The sequence below is a fragment of the Hymenobacter armeniacus genome (assembly GCF_014699055.1).
GTDB lineage: Bacteria > Bacteroidota > Bacteroidia > Cytophagales > Hymenobacteraceae > Hymenobacter > Hymenobacter armeniacus.
Window position 1 is genome coordinate 234,311 of sequence record NZ_JACXAC010000006.1, and the last position, 16,759, is coordinate 251,069.

At 61.7% G+C, this 16,759-nt stretch carries 11 protein-coding genes; 8 read left to right on the forward strand and 3 right to left on the reverse strand.

Annotated features, from left to right (window positions below; genetic code table 11):
• Positions 1 to 6: 6 nt before the first annotated feature.
• Both IC234_RS18435 and IC234_RS18440 read right to left on the reverse strand, forming a co-directional pair.
• Positions 7 to 3,045 carry a TAT-variant-translocated molybdopterin oxidoreductase gene (locus tag IC234_RS18435; protein ID WP_190927523.1) on the reverse strand — a complete coding sequence of 1,013 codons (3,039 nt, stop codon included), beginning with the start codon at positions 3,043 to 3,045 and terminating at the stop codon, positions 7 to 9.
• A gap of 99 nt (positions 3,046 to 3,144) precedes the next feature.
• Positions 3,145 to 4,497, reverse strand: a complete 1,353-nt coding sequence (locus tag IC234_RS18440; protein ID WP_190927525.1) for a cytochrome c3 family protein — start codon at positions 4,495 to 4,497, stop codon at positions 3,145 to 3,147.
• A 494-nt stretch (positions 4,498 to 4,991) separates the two neighbouring features.
• Between IC234_RS18440 and rpsF the strand changes: the two genes are divergently transcribed.
• The 6 genes from rpsF to priA all read left to right on the forward strand — a co-directional run bounded on the left by rpsF (position 4,992) and on the right by priA (position 13,625).
• Positions 4,992 to 5,369 carry a 30S ribosomal protein S6 gene (rpsF, locus tag IC234_RS18445; protein ID WP_190927527.1) on the forward strand — a complete coding sequence of 126 codons (378 nt, stop codon included), beginning with the start codon at positions 4,992 to 4,994 and terminating at the stop codon, positions 5,367 to 5,369.
• A 12-nt stretch (positions 5,370 to 5,381) separates the two neighbouring features.
• A complete protein-coding gene (rpsR, locus tag IC234_RS18450; protein WP_190927529.1) occupies positions 5,382 to 5,657 on the forward strand; it encodes a 30S ribosomal protein S18 in 276 nt (91 codons plus the stop codon).
• A 125-nt stretch (positions 5,658 to 5,782) separates the two neighbouring features.
• Positions 5,783 to 6,226, forward strand: coding sequence for a 50S ribosomal protein L9 (gene rplI, locus IC234_RS18455; protein WP_190927531.1), 444 nt, complete (start codon positions 5,783 to 5,785; stop codon positions 6,224 to 6,226).
• Between the two features lie 100 nt (positions 6,227 to 6,326).
• The gene (locus IC234_RS18460) at positions 6,327 to 8,849 is read left to right on the forward strand and encodes a GSCFA domain-containing protein (protein ID WP_190927533.1); all 2,523 of its coding nucleotides are present in this window, start codon (positions 6,327 to 6,329) and stop codon (positions 8,847 to 8,849) included.
• A gap of 72 nt (positions 8,850 to 8,921) precedes the next feature.
• Entirely contained in the window at positions 8,922 to 11,015 is a 2,094-nt protein-coding gene (locus IC234_RS18465) for a thioredoxin domain-containing protein (protein WP_190927535.1), read from the forward strand.
• 66 nt (positions 11,016 to 11,081) lie between these two features.
• Entirely contained in the window at positions 11,082 to 13,625 is a 2,544-nt protein-coding gene (gene priA, locus IC234_RS18470) for a replication restart helicase PriA (protein ID WP_190927537.1), read from the forward strand.
• A gap of 66 nt (positions 13,626 to 13,691) precedes the next feature.
• On the opposite strand, the gene IC234_RS18475 is transcribed toward priA, so the two are convergent.
• Entirely contained in the window at positions 13,692 to 14,315 is a 624-nt protein-coding gene (locus IC234_RS18475) for a hypothetical protein (protein ID WP_190927539.1), read from the reverse strand.
• A 217-nt stretch (positions 14,316 to 14,532) separates the two neighbouring features.
• On the opposite strand from IC234_RS18475, the gene IC234_RS18480 reads away from it, so the two are divergent.
• Together IC234_RS18480 and IC234_RS18485 are read left to right on the forward strand one after the other, a co-directional pair.
• Positions 14,533 to 15,336, forward strand: a complete 804-nt coding sequence (locus IC234_RS18480) for a class I SAM-dependent methyltransferase (protein WP_190927541.1) — start codon at positions 14,533 to 14,535, stop codon at positions 15,334 to 15,336.
• A 116-nt stretch (positions 15,337 to 15,452) separates the two neighbouring features.
• The gene (locus IC234_RS18485; protein WP_190927543.1) at positions 15,453 to 16,694 is read left to right on the forward strand and encodes an S-adenosylmethionine:tRNA ribosyltransferase-isomerase; all 1,242 of its coding nucleotides are present in this window, start codon (positions 15,453 to 15,455) and stop codon (positions 16,692 to 16,694) included.
• The last annotated feature ends 65 nt before the right edge of the window (positions 16,695 to 16,759 follow it).

The following is a 16,759-nucleotide window of genomic DNA, read 5'->3' on the forward strand; positions in this document are numbered from 1 at the left end:
ATGATATTAAGCGTTTTCTTTGCCGAAGAACTCCGATTCGGCGTTGCGAATCTTCGTCAGATAAGTCACGTTCGGCTGCACGTTGATGGAGTCGAGCGAGTGGAAGGCGCGCTCGCCGTCTTCGCGGCGGAGCAGCTGGCTGATGCGGCTGTTGGGGTCGCGCATGTCGCCAAATACGATGGCTTCGGTGGGGCACGACTGGGCGCAGGCCGATACAATTTCGCCGTCTACCGGACGACGCTTTTGCTTCTTGGCTTCGAGCTTGCCGAGCTGGATGCGCTGCACGCAGAACGTGCACTTCTCCATTACGCCCCGGGCACGTACGGTCACATCCGGGTTCAGCACCATGCGGCCGAGGTCGGTGAACATGTGGCCGTTCACGGTTTCGAACTTCTCGTTGGAGTAGTACGAGAACCAGTTGAAGCGGCGCACTTTGTAGGGGCAGTTGTTGGCGCAGTAGCGCGTGCCGATGCAACGGTTGTAGGTCATTTGGTTGAGACCTTCCGAGCTGTGCGTGGTGGCCAACACGGGGCACACCGTTTCGCAGGGCGCGTGGTTGCACTGCTGGCACATCATCGGCTGGAAGATTACCTGCGGGTTTTCCGAGGGGTCTTCCATGGCGGCGTAGGTAGATACCTTGCCTTTTTCGTCGAAGTCCGTTTTGTGCGCGGCCGAGCTGTAGTAGCGGTCGATGCGCATCCAGTGCATTTCGCGGCGGTTGATGACCTGCTGCTTGCCCACCACGGCAATGTTGTTCTCGGTCTGGCAACCAATCACGCATGAGCCGCAGCCAATGCACGAATTGAGGTCCACGGCCATGCCCCAGTGGTGGTTATTGTACTGGTAATCCTGCCACAGCGAAACCTTGTTGGGCTTCTCCAAGCCGTCGGGCGTGGCAATCTTCTCGTACTCGGTTACCTCTTTGGGGTTCTTGATGTAGTTCGCCAGCGAATTCTCCTGCACCACCGGCTTGCGGTCCATCAGGGTGTGGTGCGTCTGGGTCTGCGCAATGGGCGAAGTGGCATCCGTCTTCGTCAGCGTCACCACGTTGTTATAGGCAATGCCGTTGGCGGTAGCCATGGCCAGCGGGGCAGCATTGGCACCCACCTGGTCACCAGCTTTGCCAGCCAGCGTACGGCCGTAACCCAGAGCAATGCTCACCGTGCCGTTGGTTTGGCCGGGCTGCACCAGCACGGGCAGTTCCACGCTGTAGCCGTTGGCGGTTACTTTCACCACGTCGCCCTGCTCCCACTTGTTGTCCACGGCCATCTTACGCGGCACGGCCACGTAGTTGCCCCAGGTCGCTTTCGAAACCGGGTCGGGCAGTTCTTGCAGGAAGGGATTGTTGGCTTCGCAGCCACCGGCACCAATGCCTACCTTCTCATACAGTGCCAGCTCGACGGCGTTGCCGCTGGGCTTGGGAGCACTGCTAATCTGGCTGATGGCGGCGGCGGGGCTAAGCGCAGCGGTCATCATGGCTGGGGCAGCCGGCAAAGCCGTGCCCGTGGCCACGCCATCGTGCACTACCTTGTCCCAGGCAGCGTCGTTCGGCGTCAGGGCACGCCAGGTGGCACGCAGGTATTTGTAGTAAGTGGTGGTATTGCCGGCCCAGTGCAGCAGGCTTTCCTGCGCCTGACGGGTAGCAAACAGCGGCGTGATAACCGGCTGCGACAAGCTCAGCGAGCCGCGCTTGGGCTCAAAGTCGTTCCACGATTCCAGCCAGTGGTGGTCGGGAGCGGCGTATTGGCATAGGATGCCAGTTTCGTCCAGACGGTCGTTGAGCGAAATCGTCAGCGGCACCTTGGCAATGCCGGATTTCACTTTCGCGCCCAGCGGGTGGTTGAACACCGGGTTGGCGTTGTAGAAAATGACCGCGCCAACGCTGCCATTGTTCATATCGTTCACCAGAGCGGCCATGCGAGCGTCGTCGCCCTGGCGCAGGTTGCTCGGAGCCGTTAGGTCAACAGTAGTACCAACGTTGCCCAGCGCTTGGTTGATGGCGGCCACCAGCGTCTGCACGGCCGGGTCATTCGAGCCCGAAACCACGAGGCTGGCACCGCGGGCAGCTTTCAGGTCGTTAGCAGCCTGCGTCAGCTTGGCGTTCTTATAAGAAGCGTCACCGCCACCTACAATCTCGTTATACAGAGCCAGCGCAACTGCACCCATTTCCGAAGGCTTCACCGGCACGCGAACGTCGGCGTTGGAGCCGGTCAGCGACATGGCGGTTTCGAACTGATAGTGACGCGACATGCTGCGCTTGTCGCTGCTCACTTTGCGGTTGCGCACGTACTGACGAGCGTATTCAACCGGCGAAATCCAGGTGCCGAGGAAATCGGCGCCGAGGCTTACGATTACGTTAGCGCGGCCGAAGTCGTAGCCGGGCACCACGCCGTTGTTGGCTTGCAGCAGGCCCGTCACCGATTGCGCGTCGTACATGACGTGCGTGGTGTTAGGGTAGCGCGAGGCAAACTCAGCAATGGCCCGCTTGGTGCTGGGGCTGATGATGGTGGGCGATACGATGGCGATGCGGCCGGTGGTGCCAGCCAGCTTGCCGCGCACTTCGCGGTCCAGCGCGGCCATCTCCACTTGCTCGTGGGCATTGCCCTTCTTGATGGCAAAATGCTGCAGACGGCCACCGTCGTAGAGGCTCAGCACCGCAGCCTGGGCGCGGGCCGACAAACCACCACGGGTGATGGGGGACTCGGGGTTACCTTCCAGCTTAATCGGACGGCCTTCGCGCGACTTCACGAGCACCGCGTTGTAGTCGGCACCGGTGAAGTAGGTCGAAGCGTAGAAGTTGGAGATGGTCGGGTCAATCTCCTCGGGCTTGTTCAGGTAGGGAATAGCTTTGCGGACGGGCGTCTCGCACGATGCCAAGGTGGCGGCGGCCACCCCAAAACCCATTAGTTTGAGGAAATCGCGGCGGGGAGCCGACGTAGCGTCTTTGCTCTCGTGGCTCTCCTTCACGGGCATGAACTCGGCAAAGGCCGATTGCATGAACTCCGGAGTGCTTTCTAGTTCCTCAATTCCTTTCCAGTACTTCATTTGGGAGGGTAATCAGTAATTCCGTATTGGGTAGTCAGTAGTCAAACACGAGTAGTCTCAATACTGACTACCCAGTATCGACTACCGAAAATCAGCTTATTAGTAGTGGCACTTCGAGCACTCGGTGCCGCCGTTCGACGACACGGTGAAGGGAGCACCGGCGTTTTTGGTGTCGTGCAGCTTCACGAGGTTGTCGTAGTACTTGTTGTCCTTCGAGTTGATGGGCATCTCGCGGTGGCAGTTGATGCACCAGCCCATGGTGAGGGCCGAATACTGGTACACCACTTCCATGTTCTGGATGGGGCCGTGGCAGGTCTGGCACTGCAGGCCAGCCACCTGCGTGTGCTGCGAGTGGTTGAAATAGGCCAGGTCGGGCAGGTTGTGCACGCGCACCCACTGAATGGGTTGCTTGCGCTCAATGGCGCGGTATATTTTCTTAATTTCGGGCGACTCCGTCTTAATCTGCGAGTGGCAGTTCATACAGATGTTGGCCGAGGGAATGTTGGCCGACTTCGCCTTGTACACCGAGGTGTGGCAGTAGGCGCAGTTAATCTGATGCTCGCCGGCGTGCAGCTTGTGCGAGAAAGCAATGGGCTGCGTGGGCTGGTAGCCCTGGGTCAGGCCTACGGCCATCACGCTTTGCACACCTTCATAAAGTAAAACCAGGGCGAAAACCGTCCCCACAATACCGCGCATCACGGGCGAGCGGTAAAACTTGCCCCAGTCGAAGCGCTGCTCCAGAATCTCCACGTCGCGGCCGTCGAGGTCCTTGCGGCCACGCAACACGTCCTTCATCAGGTTGCCAATGATAACCAGCGTCACCACCAGCACAATCAATACTACTACGAGTACAATGAGCAGAATATCAACGTACTTGCCAGCACCTTCGGCAGCGCCAGCTGCGCCGTCGGTTTTGCCATCGGTGGCAGCGGCATTGCCTGCAGTGGGGCCAGCGCCTGCCACTGCGGTTGCTTTGCCTTCTTCCGAAGTGATGTAAGCAACGATGGAAGTAATTTCCTTGTCCGACAGCGCGAACGAGGGCATCTGCTGCTTGTTGAACTTGTTGTAGAGGGCTACTGCGTATTCATCGCCGCTGGCCACTACTTTGCTGGAGTTCTTAATCCACGGAATCAGCCAGGAGATGGGACGACGCTTGGTGATGCCACCCAGAGCCGGGCCTACCACTTGCTCGTTCACGGCGTGGCACTGGGCGCAGTTGCCTTTGAACAGCGCGTCACCGGCCGCAATGGCGGCGGCATCGCCACCGGCGGGAGCCGCGGCCGGGGCCGTGGCATTGGCCGCGGTTGCGCCAGCAGTTGCGCCGGGGTCCACGCCATTGGTTTTCACTTCGGCCGCTGCGCTTGCTTGGGCCACCGCCTGTTGGGCACCGGCAAACGTGAGCAGTAGTGCCAGCAACAGTTGAGGTAAAGAACGAAGTCGATTGCTATTCATAAGGAAATAGACGGTAAAACGAAACGCTAGGGGCATTTCAAGGCCACAAATGTAGGTCAGGAATCGTAGGCGGCAAAAAGCGGAATACAATTTCTGACGGGCTGCGGCCGTTCGTATTGGCCCATTTATATGCTGTGCTCCTTGTCTTGAGCGATGTTTGCTGGGGTGTGCCGCGGCGGCGGTGCTATTCTTACTACCTCATTAATAGGTACCCATCGGCTGGGTATTCGCTGTAATAGCAACCCCCACCGCCGCCAATTTGTTGGGCTACATCCCAGGCTTTTGCCGCGGATTTTGTGGCCGCTCCCGCACTGGTTTCCGCCGTCGTTGCGGCTCGCCGTTGCTAGTGCCAAAGGGTCGGTTTAAGCATCGGGCTTGTCGGCATCTAATACCTTATATGTAGGAAGACAGCGCGATGCTTGGCAATGTGCCGGGAAGTCAGTACCTTTGCGCCCCAATCAAATTTTTTCACCCCCAATTTTCACCCCGTCGTAATGGAAGTAAGAAATTACGAGACGGTCTTCATCGTAACTCCCGTGTTGAACGAGAGCCAGGTGCAAGAGACGGTCGAGAAGTTCACCCAGGTGCTTAAGGAAAATAGCGCCGCCATTGTATCCACCGAAGCCTGGGGCCTGCGCAAGCTGGCGTACCCGATTCAAAAGAAGTCGACTGGCTACTATTTCTGCCTGTCGTACACTGGCGAAGGCAACATCGTTGACGTGCTGGAACTCGCGTTCCGTCGCGACGAGCGCATCATCCGGTTCCTGACCACGGTGCTCGACAAGCACGCCGTGGAGTACAACAACCGCCGCCGCAACGGCGAAATGAACCAGCAGAAGGCTGCGAAAGAAACCGAAGCCGTAGCCCAATAATCTAGCAACGACATGGCATCTCCCGCATTCAACCGCAACAACGACCGCGCGGCCAACAACAAACCGCAGGACAACCGCAAGAAATACTGCCGCTTCAAGAAGAACGGCATTAAGTACGTGGACTACAAAGACCCGAACTTCCTGCTGAAGTTCGTGAACGAGCAAGGCCGCGTGCTGCCCCGTCGCCTCACCGGCACCAGCCTGAAGTTTCAGCGCAAAGTGACCCAGGCCATCGCCAAGGCCCGTCACCTCGCTTTGATGCCCTACGTAGCCGACGCCCTGAAATAGACTTTAGACCTGAGACATGGGACTACGAGATAGGAGATAGGAGATAGTATGAGTTCGGGCAACCCCGTTTCAACTAGCTCACTTCTCACTTCTCATAATCGCACTTCTCACTTCTCAAAAAGAAAATGGAAATCATCCTCAAAGACGACGTTAAGGGCCTCGGGTACAAGAACGACATCGTGACCGTGAAATCGGGCTACGGTCGCAACTTCCTGCTGCCGCAGGGCCTGGCCATCCTGGCCGACAAGACCAACAAGAAAATCACGGCGGAGAACGTGCGTCAAGCCGCTCACAAAGCCGATAAAATCAAAGGCGACGCCCAGGCCATTGCCGACCAAATCGGCGAAACCGTGCTGGAAATCCCCGCCAAGGTGGGCGAAAGCGGCAAAATCTTCGGCCGCGTGACCACCCTGCAATTAGCCGATGCGCTGAAAGCCAAAGGCGTGGACGTGGACCGCAAGCGTTTGTCGTTCGACCAGGAGCCTTCGGCTGCTGGCGACTACACCGCTACCGCTAACCTGCACAAGGAAGTGAAGCACACGGTGAAATTCCGCGTGGTAGCTGAGTAGTTTCGGCTGCGTAACTTGTTAGAAAAGCCCTGCCTGCTGGCGGGGCTTTTTTTATTCCGGCAACCGGGGGCGAACCGGCTAACGGCCTATTTTTGCTGTAATGTTTAGAACTGAACTACCCATCGCCCCGGCCACGGACCAGCTTTCGCGCACGGCGCGGGTCCTGACCATGGGCTCCTGCTTTGCCGACAGCATCGGCTCGCGCCTGCTGGCCAACAAGGTGGAGGCATTGGCAAACCCCTTTGGCACGGTGTTTCAGCCCTTGGCGCTGGCCAAACTGCTGCGTGCCGCCGCGGGCGAAGACGTAGACTGGCAGCAGCACGTGGTGGAAGCCCGCGGGCGTTGGCAGAGCTACGACCTGCACGGCAGCGTGGGGGCCGACTCGCCGGTGGAACTCCTGCAGCACATTCAGGAGCTGGTGCGCCGCACGGGCGAGTTTCTGCGCTCGGCCGACGTGGTGCTGCTCACGCTGGGCACTGCCTGGGCCTACCGCCTGCGCGAAACGGGCGAGCTGGTGAACAACTGCCACAAGCAGCCCGCCGACCTGTTTGTGCGCGAGTTGCTGACGCCCGACGACATCATCAACGGACTGGCCGAGACGCACGCTTACCTGCGGCGCATCAACCCGAAGCTGCGCTTCGTGCTAACGGTGAGCCCAGTGCGGCATCTGAAAGACACGCTGCCGCTGAATGCCGTGAGTAAATCGGTGCTGCGGGTGGCGACGCACATTGTGAGCGACTTACTGCCAGGTGTGGCGTATTTCCCCGCTTATGAATTGCTGGTGGACGACCTGCGCGACTACCGCTTTTACGCGGCCGACATGCTGCATCCGTCGGAAGTGGCCGAGGACTACATTTGGGAGAAGTTTGCGCGGACGTATTTCGACGCTGAATTTGGCCGTTTCCGCAAGGAATGGGCTTCGGTGCGGCAGTCGCTGGGCCACCGGCCGCTGCACATCGGGGCGCCGGAGCACCGTCAGTTTTTGGAAAGCACGCTGCAGAAGCTGGAGCAGTTGAGCTTGCGCCGGGTGGAAGTGAGCGAGGAGCTGCGCACCGTGCGCACGCAGCTGGCCGCCTTGCCCGAGCCGCGCCAACCGGAGCCGGTGGCCGAGGTGGAAGACGACGAAGAACGGATTGATATCGGGGCAGACTCCGCCGTTTCGGTCGTGGAGCGGCCCGTTGACACGACCCCGGTGGTGGCTGAGGAAGCCGCCGAAACGCTGGCGGCTTCGCGCGAGGAAGGCCGGCCGCCGCGCATGTCGCCGGAGGAGTTTCGCTCGCAGCGCAACCGCTCGGGCCGAAACGAGCGGGGCCGCCGCGACGGCCGCGGCAAGGGCCAACCGGCTGTGCCCAGTGAGGCGGAGCAGTATCAGGCACCAGCATGGGTGACGGAGCCACAGGCAGAAGACGCGCCGGGTACAGAAACCAGCTTCCTGCCAGCAACACCTGCGCTGGAGCCAGCCGCAGCTGCTACAGAAGCATTGGCCGAGGCAACCGGCCAGGAGCCGGTGAAGAAGAAAAAACGGCGCTCACGGGGCGGAGCCAAGCGCACGGCTCGCAAGCATGCGCTGCGGCTGGCCGCTGAACTAGGCCAGGACAATGTCCCCACCGCGGCAGCTGCGCCTGCGACTGGGGACATGACCGGGTCGGAAGTGCCGTTGGAGGCTCCTAAAGTGAGCGTCATTACCAAATCGGTGCCCGTGAAACGGGGCGGCCGGCGCGACGAGGGCGGGCGCGTGCCTCGCGTGCCGCTCTTCGCGGCTCCTCAGCCCGCAGAAATACTGCCGACGGAGGAATCGATGCGAGTGGATGCTGAGCTGCCGACGCTGCCCGTGGCAACTGAGGCAAGCCTGCCCGTGCCACCCGATGGGGCGACCAACGCACAGCCGGATGGCGCGCCGGAGCATGCTTCGCGCAACAGCCGGAATCGTAAAAAGAAAAAGCCGGCTCAGGCAGCCGCGGAGGCAACGCAGCCGGGCACTGCGCTCGACGCGCCGAATGCGGTGCCGGCCCCTACTATCGCAGCATCAGTAGACCAACCGCTGCTAGCTGTGGCTGCGCTGCCGATTGATGCCCCGGTGGCCGCGGCACAAACCGTAGCCCAGGCGCAGGAAAATTCCCCTGCACCCCGCCGCTCGAGCCGCTCTAAATCGCAGGCTATTAGCGGGGCGCGGGCCGAGAAGCCGGCCGTGGATACGCCGGTGGTGCCCGTGCCCGACGCTACCCAGCTGCGCACGCAGGTGGCTGCCGGGCGTATGACTGGCTCTGCGGCCTCGCTCGTGGAGCCGACTGCTAAACCAAGCAAGGCAAAACCCAGTCCTCGGACCACGCCCAAAGTCGCGGCTGCCGAAATCCTATCTGAGGCCCCGAAACCGGTAAAGAAGGCGCCCGCCAGCAGAAGCAAAGCACTAAAAGCAGCCACGGAAGCCACTGCTGCCTCTCCAGCACCGGCTGCAGCATTGTCAGCAACGCCGCCAGTGGCGCCTAAGGCAAAAGCTACCCGCGCAAAAGCCGCGACCAAGCCCGCGCCCGCCGATACGCCTGCGACTGACACAGTGCCTCCGGCGTCTAAGCCAAAGGCCGCTAAGCCCAAGGCCTCGAAAAAGCCCACCAAACCGGCTTAATCCATCCCCAAACCCGGCCTTTGCGCCGGGTTTGGCGTTTTATTACCGTTGCTTTACTCCTCCCCTTTCGCCATGGCACACGCTCTTTCGTCCAATCGCCTCGCTCAGGAAACCAGTCCGTATCTGCAGCAGCACGCCCACAACCCCGTGGACTGGTACCCGTGGGGACCGGAGGCGCTGGGCCGGGCCACAGCGGAGCAAAAACCCATTCTGGTGAGCATCGGCTACGCGGCTTGCCACTGGTGCCACGTGATGGAGCGCGAGTCGTTTGAAGACGCGGCGGTGGCCGCGGTGATGAACCAGCACTTTGTTTGCATCAAAGTGGACCGCGAGGAGCGGCCCGATGTCGACCAGGTGTACATGGAGGCCTTGCACGCCATGGGCTTGCAGGGCGGCTGGCCGCTGAACGTGTTTCTGACTTCGGAGGCCAAGCCGTTTTACGGCGGCACCTATTTCCCGAAGGGCAACTGGGTGCAACTGCTCGAAAACATCGGCCAGGCCTACGCCGGTGAGCACCGCACCGAGCTGGAGCAGTCGGCCGAGCGGTTTGTGGAGGTGATTGCGAAAAGCGAGCTGGCCAAATACGGCGCGCTCAACGCCAACGCCGCGCATGAGGCCGACTACTCGGCGCTGCAAGCCATCGGCGTGGCGCCGGAAACCGGCCCGGCCGGGGTGTCGGACGACGAATTTAAGCTACTGATGTACAACCTTGCCGCCAAATTTGACCCCGAGCGCGGCGGGCTCAACCGCGTCCCTAAATTCCCGATGCCCAGCATCTGGCGGTTTTTACTGCGGGCCTATGCCATCAGCGGCAGCCAAGCGGTGCTAGACCAGACGGTGCTCACGCTGCGCGAAATGGCCTGGGGCGGCATCTACGACCAGGCGCACGGCGGTTTCGCCCGGTACTCGGTGGACGCGGAGTGGCTGGCGCCGCACTTCGAGAAGATGCTGTACGACAACGGGCAGCTGGTGAGCTTGTACAGCGAAGCCTACCAGCTGACGCAAAACGAGCTATTTCGGGAAGTGGTGTACGACACCGTGGAGTTCATTCGACTGGAACTGACCAATGCGGAGGGCGGCTTCTATTCCTCGCTGGATGCCGACAGCGAAGGGGAGGAAGGCAAATTTTACGTCTTCACCAAGGAAGAGCTGCAGGGCATACTTGGCGACGAGGAGCCGCTTTTTTCGGCCTACTACAACTGCACGGCCCTGGGCAACTGGGAGCACGGCCGCAACATTCTGCACCGTCGGCAGAGCGATGAGGACTTTGCTGCCGAGCACCAGCTGGCGCCCGGCGTGGTGCCGGAGCTGGTGGCGGGCTGGAAGCAGAAAATCATGGCCGTGCGGGCCGTGCGCGTGCGCCCCGGTCTCGACGACAAAATTCTCACCGGCTGGAATGCCCTGATGCTGCAAGGCCTCACCGACGCATACCGGGCTTTTGGCGAACCCGAGTTTCTGGTGGTGGCCGAGCGCAACGCGCAGTTTATCCAGCGAAACCTGCGCAACGGGGCAGGCCTGTTTCGGACCTGCAAAAACGGCCGGGCCAGCATCAGCGGCTTTCTGGAAGACTACGCGCTGGTCATTCAGGCCTACATCAGTCTGTACGAAGTCAGCTTCGCGGGAAGCTGGCTGCGCGAGGCCGAGGCCCTAACGGAGTACGTGCTGGCCAATTTTTTCGACCCCGCCGAAACCCAGTTTTTTTACACCGATGCCACGGCTGAAGCGCTTATTGCCCGCAAAAAGGAACTGATGGACAACGTCATTCCCAGCTCTAACTCCGTGATGGCGCACAACCTGCACCGCCTGGGCCGCCACCTCGAACACGCGCGCTACGCCGACCTGGCCGCGGCCATGCTGGCCCAGGTGCGCCACCTGGTGGTGAAAGAAGCCCAGCACCTGAGCAACTGGGCGGCGCTGTACGCGGCGCTGCTGCGGCCGGGCGCCGAAGTGGCCATCATCGGCCCGGAGGCGGAGGTTTTTCGCGAAGAACTTAGCCGCCGCTTTTTGTTTGATACCGTGCTGGCCGGCACCGAAACCCGTTCGGAGCTGCCGTTGCTCAAGCTGCTGAAACCCGGCGCCGAAGGCCAGACTGCCGTGCACGTGTGCCGCAATCGGGCCTGTTTAGCCCCGGTATATAGCGTTGCTGAAGCCCTTGCGGCCCTGTAGCGGCGGGGCATGGCGCGGCGCTACGGCCCTGTTATCTTTACTATCCGCCCCTAGTTATCCGCTGTTTTGAATCTCGCGCTTGATTTTATTTCGCCCGCTGCCGCCCCCTCGGCCGACCGGGTGACGCTGTTTGCCGACGTTATTTTGCCCTTGCCCCTGCCCCGGCTCTACACCTACCGGGTGCCCTATGAGCTGAACGACAACGTGGTGATTGGTGGGCGCGTCATCGTGCAGTTTGGGGCCAAAAAGACGCTCAGCTGCATCGTGGCGGCCGTGCACGAGAACGCGCCCAAAGAGTACCAGGCCAAGTACATCCTCGAATTCATCGACGACGCGCCGGTGGTCACGCAGCCGCAGCTCAAGCTGTTCCGCTGGATGGCCGACTACTACATGTGCACCATCGGCGAGGTGATAAACGCGGCCCTGCCCTCGGCGCTGAAGCTGAGCTCGGAGTCGCGCATTCAGCTGCACCCGGGCTTTTCGCGGGAAGAAAACGAGTACCCGCTGTCGGCGCAGGAAGAGCTGATTGTGGACGCGCTGGGCAATGTGGAAGACGGCAAAGCCCTGACTTTTACCGAAGTGGGCAACTTGCTCGGCATTACCTCCTTCCACAAGGTGATAAAGTCCCTGATGCACAAGGACGTTATCTTCCTTTTTGAGCATACGGCCGATAAGTACGCGCCCAAGGTGGTGAAAAAGGTGCGGCTGGCCCACCATTTCGTGTCGGAGGCATCGATTGAGATGCTCTTCAACAACCTCAGCAGCAAGCCCAAGCAGCTCGATGTGCTGATGAAGTACCTGCAGCGCGTGCCCGTGTACCAAAACGAGCACGCCAACCACAAAGGCATCGAGAAAGCCGCCCTCACCAGCAGCCCGCACCTGTCGGCCTCGGCTGTGAACACGCTCATCAAAAACGGCGTGCTGGAGCAATTCGACGTCATTGTGAGCCGCTTCCCGCTGGAGGATGAGCCCACGGCCAAGCTGCATTTCGAACTGACGGAGGCCCAAACTGCGGCGCGCGATGAGATTATGGCCCACTTCGCCGAGAAGGAAATTGCGCTGCTGCACGGCGTGACGGGCGCCGGCAAGACCGAAATCTACATCGACCTGATTCGCAAGGCGCTGGAAAGCGGCGGCCAAGTGCTGTACCTGTTGCCCGAAATTGCCCTCACGGCCCAGATTGTGGGCCGCCTGCTGCGCGTGTTCGGCTCGCGGCTGGGCGTGTACCACTCCAAGTTTTCCGACAACGAGCGGGTGGAAGTGTGGAACGGCGTGCTCTCGGGCCGCTTCCAGGTGGTGGTGGGCGTGCGCTCGGCGGTGTTTTTGCCGTTCGACAACCTCTCGCTCATCATCGTGGACGAGGAGCACGAATCCTCCTACAAGCAGTACGAGCCCGCCCCGCGCTACAACGCCCGCGAAGTAGCCCTGATGATGGCCAACTTCCAGGGCGCCAAAACCCTGCTGGGCTCGGCCACGCCGGCCGTGGAAACCTACTACCAGGCCAAGCAGGGCCGCTACGGGCTGGTGAGCCTCACCAAACGCTTCGGCGAGGCCGGCATGCCCGACATCGAGCTGGTGGACACCCGCAAGGCCCGCGAGCACAAAACCATGCACAACCACTTCACGGCCGATTTGCTGGGCGAAATCGAGCGCAAGCTGGGCGCCAAGGAGCAGGTGATTCTGTTTCAGAACCGCCGCGGCTACGCGCCCGTGGTGGCCTGCCAGGACTGCGGCTGGATACCCAAGTGCACCAACTGCGCCGTGAGCCTGAGCTACCACAAGCACAGCCACGAGCTGCGCTGCCACTACTGCGGCTACCACGACTCCATGGTGAGCAAGTGCCCCGCCTGCGGCTCGCGCGCCGTGAAAACCCAGGGCTTCGGCACCGAAAAGATTGAGGACGACCTCAAAATCATGCTGCCGCAGGCCAACATCCAGCGCATGGACCTGGACACGACTCGCGCCAAAAACAGCTACCAGCAAATCATTGCCGACTTCGAGAAGCAAGCCACCAACGTGTTGGTGGGCACCCAGATGGTGACCAAAGGCCTCGACTTCGCCAACGTGAGTCTCGTGGGCATCATCAACGCCGACAGCATCATCCACTACCCCGATTTCCGGGCGCACGAGCGGGCCTACCAGATGTTTGTGCAGGTGAGCGGCCGGGCCGGGCGCAAGGGCAAGAAGGGCAAGGTCATCATCCAGACGGCTGACCCCACGCAGGTGATTTTCGACAAAGTCATCCGCAACGACTACATCGAGTTTTACAACTACGAAATCGTGCAGCGGCACGAGCACGGCTACCCGCCCTTCATGCGCGTCATCAAAATGACGGTGAAACACATGGACCAAGGCGTGGGCGAGGCGGCCGCCATCCTACTCACCCAGGAGCTGGTGGACCGCCTGGGCCGGGCGGCGGTGCTGGGGCCGGAGGCGCCCTACATCTTCCGCATTCGCAACTTCTACCTGCAGGAAATCACCATCAAGCTCGACCGTGCCCACACCGTGCTAAAGTGGGCCAAAGAGCAGATTTGCGCGGCCATGGACGTGGTGAAGGACCACAAGGAATTCAAGCAGGCCCGCCTGGTGGCCGATGTGGACCCGATGTAGCTGCCTGCACAAAAAAGCCCCGCTCAGTTGCTGAGCGGGGCTTTTTTGCTAGTGGAGCCTGATGCATTACGCTTGGTCGAGCACCCAGAGGAGCAGGAAGAGCACGCCCACAATGAAGACGATGAGGCCCAGCACCCGGAACAGCCCGGGCAACAGCGCGATGAGCGCGCCGATAACCATGAGGATGATGCCCAGGCGCAGGTTGCCGCTCACGCCGCCTTTGGCAACCGAAGCCGTGTTGCCTTGCTGGCGGGCCGTTGCTTTCTGCACCAGCTTGTCTACCTTCTTGGTCACTTTATTCAGAGCCAAGCGCTGAATGCCGCTCAGCTTGCGGGCGGGCACGGCCTCGGCCGCTGCCGGGGCAGCCGCGCTGATTTCGGCGGGGCTCACGGCTGGCTCAGTGGTAGCCACCGATTTGGCAGCCGGAGCGGCTTTGGGGGCCTGGGGCGTGGCGGTAGCGGCAACTGCTTCCGAAGCAACTACGGGCTCCTGCGGGGCAACCACGGCTTCCAAAGCGGCGGGGGCAGCAGCTTCCGGCTTCGTGGGCACCGGGGTGGCCACGCGCGTCACGCCGTGGTAGGAGGCGCCTTTGGGCAGCATGGCGTACTCGGCCCGGTTGCAACTGCCCAAGGTGAGTGCGCCGAAGGCAACAACCGCCAGTTTGGCGAAGGAGGGAAAAATGTTTTTCATGGCAAAAAGGGTAATAGGGTAAGCGAAATGCTCGTTCTACGGCCAAAAGTAGAAAGCGGCGATTCCCTGACCGCGATTTCCTTTTTTAATCAATACTCTTCTTTCTTTAAGCCCGAAATGAGGGCGCGCTGGCTGCCCAAGCGGCCCTCCGGCCCGCGCTGAACGCACTGCCCGGAATTGCTGTTGACTGCCCGGGATGTGTTTACTTGCAAATCGTATGAGGCACCATTTTTCAACCTGGCAGGGCGCCCTGAGCGCCGTGAGTATCGGCGGCAGCGCTGGCTTGCTGCTCTGGGGCTGCACCCAGCTGCCGGCCGAAACCCGGCCGTCGGCCACGGCCGAGCAGCGCCTGCAAGCCGTGGTGCGCACCGACACCAGCGGCTACGAAACCGCCCCGCCGCGCGACCCCAACGGCATTGGCACCTATTACCTGGGCCGCCAGATTGCCCACGTGATGGGCCACGAGGGCGCCAGCTGGCTGGAGCGCACCGGCCGTCGGCAGGAAGAAGGCACCGACTTGCTCCTCAAAGCGCTGCAGCTCAAGCCCACCGACGTGGTGGCCGACATTGGCGCAGGCACGGGTTTCTTCTCTTTCCAGTTGGCCAAGAAAGTGCCTCAGGGCCGTGTGCTAGCCGTCGACATTCAGCCCGAGATGATTGCGGCGCTGCAGGCCAACAAGCGCAAGCTCAAAGCGCCCAACGTGCGGCCCGTGCTCGGCACCACCACCAGCCCCGCCCTGCCCGCCGACAGCGTGGACCTGGTGCTCATCGTGGACGCGTACCACGAATTTGACCACCCGCGCGAAATGGGCCGGGCCATTCGCCGGGCGTTGAAACCCGGCACCGGCCGGCTGGCGCTGGTCGAATACCGCGCCGAAGACCCCAACGTGCCCATCAAGCGCATTCACAAGATGAACGTGGAGCAGGCCCGCAAGGAAATGGCCGCCGTGGGCCTGGAGTTCATCGAAAGCAACGAGACGCTGCCGCAGCAACATTTGCTGTTGTTTCGGCGCAAGTTGTAGAGGAGTTAAAAGGGGAGCGTTAAAAGTTGAAATCCCGGCCCTTCATACCTGCCGGGATTTTTAACTTTTAACGCTCCCCTTTCAACTGCCTCCGGGTTTCCGACCTTTGCGGGCCTATGACTGCTCCCGACCCGCGCCAGCTTGCCATTCACGACTTCACCTATGCCCTGCCGGCCGAGCGCATTGCGCCCGAGCCCCTCCCCGACCGCGCCGCCAGCCGCCTGCTGGTGAGCCGCCACGGGCAGCTCACCGACAAGCATTTTCGCGACCTGCCCAACGAGCTGCCGGCCGACACCCTGCTCATTTTTAACGATACCCGCGTGGTGCGGGCGCGGCTGCTGGCCCGACGGCCCACGGGCGGGCAGGTAGAATTGTTTTGCCTGGAGCCGGTGGCGCCCCACCGCAGCCTGGAGCTGGCCCTGCAGCAACCCGGCGCGTGCACCTGGCGCTGCCTGGTGGGCAACGGCCGCCGCTGGAAAGAAGGCCCGGTGGAACTGACCTTCTCGGCCTCGGATGGACAAGAGGCCCGCCTCACGGCCGTGCGCCGGGAGCAGGAAGCCGGCACCGCCCTCATCGATTTCAACTGGACGCCAGCCGAGCTGCCCTTTGCCGAAGTGCTGCGCGCGGCCGGCCACCTGCCGCTGCCGCCCTACATCGACCGGCCCGACACGGCCACCGACGCTGTGCGCTACCAAACCGTGTATGCCGCCGCCGAGGGCGCCGTGGCCGCTCCCACGGCCGGCCTGCACTTCACCCCCGAGCTGCTGGCTGAGCTGGCCGAGCGGGGTTTCGAAACCGGTCACGTGACGCTGCACGTGGGGGCTGGCACCTTTCAGCCCGTGAAGGCCGACCGCATGGCCGGCCACCCCATGCACACCGAGCCCATATTGGTGACGGCGGCGCTGCTGCGGCAGCTGCTGGCGCACCGGCCACGGCCCGTGGTGGCAGTAGGCACCACCAGCTTGCGCACGCTGGAGACGTTGTACTGGCTGGGTGCGGGGCTCTTGGCCACGCCCGCGGCTACCGGCAATGAACTGCTGGTGACGCAATGGCAGCCCTACGAGATGGCCGAGGCGGCCGCCAACATCAGCCCCGAGCAAGCCCTGACGGCTTTGCTGCGCCACTTGGAAGCAGCGGGCACCGAGACCCTGGAGGCCCGCACGCAGCTGCTCATTGCGCCGGGCTACCGGTTTCGGGTGATTGACGGGTTGATTACGAATTTCCACCAACCCGAAAGCACGCTGCTGCTGCTGGTGGCGGCGCTGCTGGGGCCCGACTGGCGCGCGGTGTACGAGCACGCGCTGGCCAACGGGTACCGTTTTCTGAGCTATGGCGACAGCTCCCTGCTGTTGCCGTAAGCGCTTAGGAGCGGCCGAAACCAGATTTTTATTTGCGGCCCGGTCCTTGCCAGAACCTTTGAAAA

Bases quoted from the DNA above. Each gene is read 5' to 3' on its own strand.
- IC234_RS18435 (WP_190927523.1), bottom strand. From the start codon at position 3,045: ATGAAGTACTGGAAAGGAATTGAGGAACTAGAAAGCACTCCGGAGTTC.
- rpsF (WP_190927527.1), top strand. From the start codon at position 4,992: ATGGAAGTAAGAAATTACGAGACGGTCTTCATCGTAACTCCCGTGTTG.
- IC234_RS18460 (WP_190927533.1), top strand. From the start codon at position 6,327: ATGTTTAGAACTGAACTACCCATCGCCCCGGCCACGGACCAGCTTTCG.
- rpsR (WP_190927529.1), top strand. From the start codon at position 5,382: ATGGCATCTCCCGCATTCAACCGCAACAACGACCGCGCGGCCAACAAC.
- IC234_RS18485 (WP_190927543.1), top strand. From the start codon at position 15,453: ATGACTGCTCCCGACCCGCGCCAGCTTGCCATTCACGACTTCACCTAT.
- IC234_RS18480 (WP_190927541.1), top strand. From the start codon at position 14,533: ATGAGGCACCATTTTTCAACCTGGCAGGGCGCCCTGAGCGCCGTGAGT.
- rplI (WP_190927531.1), top strand. From the start codon at position 5,783: ATGGAAATCATCCTCAAAGACGACGTTAAGGGCCTCGGGTACAAGAAC.
- IC234_RS18475 (WP_190927539.1), bottom strand. From the start codon at position 14,315: ATGAAAAACATTTTTCCCTCCTTCGCCAAACTGGCGGTTGTTGCCTTC.
- IC234_RS18440 (WP_190927525.1), bottom strand. From the start codon at position 4,497: ATGAATAGCAATCGACTTCGTTCTTTACCTCAACTGTTGCTGGCACTA.
- IC234_RS18465 (WP_190927535.1), top strand. From the start codon at position 8,922: ATGGCACACGCTCTTTCGTCCAATCGCCTCGCTCAGGAAACCAGTCCG.